Source organism: Paenibacillus forsythiae T98, assembly GCF_000520735.1.
Classification (GTDB): Bacteria; Bacillota; Bacilli; order Paenibacillales; family Paenibacillaceae; genus Paenibacillus_AQ; species Paenibacillus_AQ forsythiae.
This window is the reverse complement of sequence record NZ_ASSC01000396.1, coordinates 1-4,015: the sequence shown is the minus strand read 5'-3', so window position 1 is coordinate 4,015 and position 4,015 is coordinate 1. Positions and strand designations below refer to the sequence as shown.

Here is a 4,015-nt window from a genome sequence, read left to right as displayed (position 1 = left end):
CCGGACGGGTATCCGGCAGACTGAATGCCGGCAGCAGCACCAGAACGAACAGCAGGGCCAGTGCGAGAAACGGAACCGATTCCCCGTACCTCAGCAGGCCGATGCCAAGAGGGCCAAGGCCGAAGCCCAGACCGTAGGACATCCCGTAAAAAGAAAGATTCCGGCCCCGGTGCTCCGCGGGAGTCATCAGCAGAACCCACAGCTGCGCGGCATAATTGATCGCCGCGTCCCCGACGCCGATGAAGAGGCGAATCAGAAACCAGGCGGTGACGCCGGGCAGCAGCGGGAACAGCAGCAGGCAGACGAGCACAAGACCAATGCCGCCTGTCATGAGCTTTTTAAATCCGACGGCTCCCAGCATTCGTTCGGCGGCAAGCGTCATCGCAAAGGAGCCTATATATAATGCGGCCGCGTTGAAGCCGTTCAGCGAAGAAGAAACCCCTTTTTGCTCCAGCAAAATGGATATTACGGGGAGAAGCAGCCCCTGGCTGAGCCCCGAGATGACAATAACGGCGATCAGAATCATGTACTGCAATGTCCCGCTCCGTTGCAATGGTGCAGAAACGCTGTCCGACACGGATGATACCCTCCTGAAATTTCTTGTATAATCAAGAAGAAACGCCTGACGGCGTCCTTGGCGGACGCAAGTACGTTTCCAGCAGAAACAAACGGCTATACCGTCCTTGAAAGGGCGCTTTCGGTTCGGCCGTACGCCTTCCGCATACATGCAAACCCTCAACATTATAGTGGACAACCCTAAACCAAACAAGAGATAATAATCAGAAGTGAGTGATTTTCTGGGAGGACTGTATGCTTCATGGAATATGAATTGAAAATTGACGTGTCGCCCGTATATGAACTGATCGACAGCTTCATGCTATATGTAACGCGAAAATGGATTTCCAATCTGGATATCGGACCCGAATGGGTGCGCGACCTCGACGGGCGGATTCCCCCTCCAAAGATAGCGGCTCTGCGCCAGGCCGCCGAATGGCCGTTCGAGGACTATGACGTCCTGTACGCCTGGGCATATATTCACGGACCTTCCGCAAAAGTGCAGCTGTTCCTTGAGGATATGGAGTCCGCGACCGTGGAGGAATGGTTCGAGCTTGCGGCCCCCTACCTTCCCGGGTTCACCCTGGAAGAGTGCCGCCGGATCAAGGATGGCTACGGACCGCTGCTTCGTCTCTGGCATGAGCAGTATTTCCGTCATGTCGAGTCCAAAATGCTTCCGCTGCTTATTGAAGACGCTTCGGAGAAGAAGCTGCTGCAGAGCAAGATGGAGCAAGATGCGCTGATCGAGTATGCCTCGGGCGGAATTGTGATCGAGGACATCCCCGAGCTTGAAACGATTGTGCTTCTGCCGACGGTCCATCACCGGCCGATCAACACATACTGTTCCTACAAAAAGCTGATGCTTGTGCAATATCCCGTTGACGTTCCCGTGGAGAATGAGGATGAGCCGCCCACCCTGCTGCTCCGGATGACTAAAGCGTTGTCCGATCCGGTGCGGCTTCGCCTGCTGCGCTATCTCGCCAACGAGCCGAAGTCGCTCTGGGAAATGCAGTCCGACCTCGGCCAGTCGGGCGATATTCTGATGCATCATCTGATGATGCTGCGGGTAGCCGGACTTCTCCGCGTCCATTTGCGGGAAGAGCAGAACGATCGGTTCAGCATCCGTCTTGACGGCGCTTCGGAACTTCAGATGTTCCTTGAATCGTATATTCGTTTATAATACTCTTACGTCATACAGAACTGGCTTGGGCTTGTCCAGGCCAAACAAAGGAGTGAGCGAAAAATGAAATACTGGACTCAACAGGTGATCTTCGACCTGGACGATACTTTGGTCCACTGCAACAAATATTTTGACCTCATTCTGGGGCAGTATTTCGAGATGATGAGCGGTTGGTTCAACGAAGAAGGCGCGACAACCGAGGAAATCCGCCGCAAGCAGGCGGAGATCGATGTCGCGACGGTCAATATGAGCGGACTCGCAAGCGACAACTTTCCGAAGTCGCTGATCGCGACCTACCGCTATTTCTGCGCCAAGTATAACCGGCCGGCCGAGCCTTTCCAGGAGGGGCAACTGATGAAGCTCGGTCTAAGCGTCTACGATCAGGAAATCGAAGCCTATCCCGGCATGGTCGAAACGCTGGACAATCTGAAGCATGACGGCCATAAGCTGCACTTGTACACAGGGGGAGACCATTCGATACAACGCCGCAAGATCGAGCAAATGAAGCTGGACCTCTACTTCGAAGACCGTATTTATATCCGGCAGCATAAAAATGTCGAAGCGTTGGAAGAAATTTTGCGCGGCCGTCCCTTTAACCGAGAGCGCACCTGGATGATCGGCAATTCGCTTCGCACCGACGTGCTTCCGGCAATTACCGCAGGTGTCAAGAGCATCTATCTGAAGCAGGAGAACGAATGGCTGTACAATATGATCGAGCTTCAGCACGAGATGCAGCAATCGTTAATTACAATCTCTTCAATCCATGAAGTGGTGCCCGTCATCCGCGAAGCCGCTGTTCACCAGAACACAAGCCACGGCTGAGAAGCCAGACGGGACGGGCTGTTACAAATAGCATATGAAACCCTCCGCTGAAATGATTATACTACTTTAGTATTTTCAAGCATTCGGCGGGAGGACAGGAATGAAGAACAGCCAGGACAAGAAGAGCAAGATACGGAATCTCTATGCGCTGCCCATGGTGCTTGCGGGTCTGGTCGTCATCCTTGCGGTGGCGCTCGGGTTCGTTCTGACCAGGGGCGGAGCCGGAGAAGCCGGGGAATTGAATAATCTGCCCAACTACACCGATGTGAAAGGGACCATCGTCGTTGACAGTCTCAAATATGAGAAGCAGCCCCGCCTCGGAGCTCCGAACGCCAAGGTCAAGGTCATCGAATTTGCCGATTTCAAATGTCCCGCCTGCAGAAAGTGGACGCAAACCAACATGCAGCGGTTCATCAAGGATTATGTGGATACCGGCAAGGTCGAGTACTACTTCATGAACTTTGCCTTCATCGACCGCGACTCCTATCTGGCCGCCAGCGCAGGCGAAGCAATCTATCGCCAGAGCAACGGGAAGTTCTGGGAATATGTAGTCAAGCTGTACGACAATCAGGGGGACGAGAGCGAGATTTGGGCCACGGAGAAGTTCATCCTGAAATTCGTGAAGGACAACATTGACGGCATCGATTACGCCCGGTTCGAGCAGGATCTCAAGAGCCGGACCTATATGTTTGATGTAAAAGAGGATTTTAAAATCGCCGCCGCCTACGGCGTTAACGGTGCGCCCAAGTTCATGGTGAACGGCGCACTGCTGAAGGACTCCTCTTATGGCAGCTTGAAAGCCGCCATCGACAAGCAGCTCGCAGAGAACGGCAGCCAAGGGAATTGACAAGGGAAATTAACCCGTTAGAAACAGCCAGTTAAAAAACGTCAGGCCGGTCAAGGGATTCTTCTTTGACCGGCCTGTTTGGTTTCTGATTGAAGCTCAGCAGTCGGCAAAACCGCCATGATGCAGGTTTTTCTAACCAAACCCTCCACCCATAGGAAAAATCCTGACAGTATACAGGAATTTAAGGCTGTGTAACAGAATGTAGGGCTGAGGAGAGGAAAAAACTGTATCCTCGCAGGTATGTTATACAGTTGGTGTACGCACGCGGTCAAAAGATGCACAATTTCAGGCTTTGCATGATTTGCTTAAATGCTTTAATGCTTTAATACTTTAATGCTCCAACGTCCCAACGCTGCATCTGAACTGACGAAGAACATTCCGAATGTATTCAAAGGGCCTGGCTACAACCGGCCTCGAGGATGAAGGGATGCTTGTCTCTGAGATGGAGGAATATAACGTCTGAATGGGGCCGAGAGGATGAATCGAAGGGTGCCGGGCGCAGCCATTTCCATGGCTCACAGGACACCCCTCCCCTCGTTGTGCTATAGGGATTCTACCGCCAGTTCGCCCGTTTCCGGGCTTCTGAGCGTCAGCCGGCCTTCCACCGCCGA

The 4,015-nt window shown here is 53.1% G+C and carries 4 protein-coding genes; 3 read left to right on the top strand and 1 reads right to left on the bottom strand.

Annotated features, from left to right (window positions below):
- Nucleotides 1-526, bottom strand: a 526-nt coding sequence (locus L692_RS0112580; RefSeq protein WP_036723467.1) for an MFS transporter, incomplete at its 3' end; no start/stop codon positions are given.
- A 291-nt stretch (nt 527-817) separates the two neighbouring features.
- Here L692_RS0112580 and L692_RS0112575 point away from each other — a divergent pair.
- The 3 genes from L692_RS0112575 to L692_RS0112565 all read left to right on the top strand — a co-directional run bounded on the left by L692_RS0112575 (nt 818) and on the right by L692_RS0112565 (nt 3,404).
- Complete coding sequence (locus tag L692_RS0112575; protein WP_025700343.1) at nt 818-1,735, top strand: ArsR/SmtB family transcription factor; 918 nt, start codon at nt 818-820, stop codon at nt 1,733-1,735.
- Between the two features lie 63 nt (nt 1,736-1,798).
- Nucleotides 1,799-2,557, top strand: a complete 759-nt coding sequence (locus tag L692_RS0112570) for an HAD family hydrolase (RefSeq protein ID WP_025700341.1) — start codon at nt 1,799-1,801, stop codon at nt 2,555-2,557.
- Nucleotides 2,558-2,657: 100 nt separating this feature from the next.
- Nucleotides 2,658-3,404, top strand: a complete 747-nt coding sequence (locus L692_RS0112565) for a DsbA family protein (RefSeq protein WP_025700339.1) — start codon at nt 2,658-2,660, stop codon at nt 3,402-3,404.
- The last annotated feature ends 611 nt before the right edge of the window (nt 3,405-4,015 follow it).

What these genes read in the sequence shown, in the direction of transcription:
- L692_RS0112565 (WP_025700339.1), top strand. Translation starts at nt 2,658, where the DNA reads ATGAAGAACAGCCAGGACAAGAAGAGCAAGATACGGAATCTCTATGCG.
- L692_RS0112570 (WP_025700341.1), top strand. Translation starts at nt 1,799, where the DNA reads ATGAAATACTGGACTCAACAGGTGATCTTCGACCTGGACGATACTTTG.
- L692_RS0112575 (WP_025700343.1), top strand. Translation starts at nt 818, where the DNA reads ATGGAATATGAATTGAAAATTGACGTGTCGCCCGTATATGAACTGATC.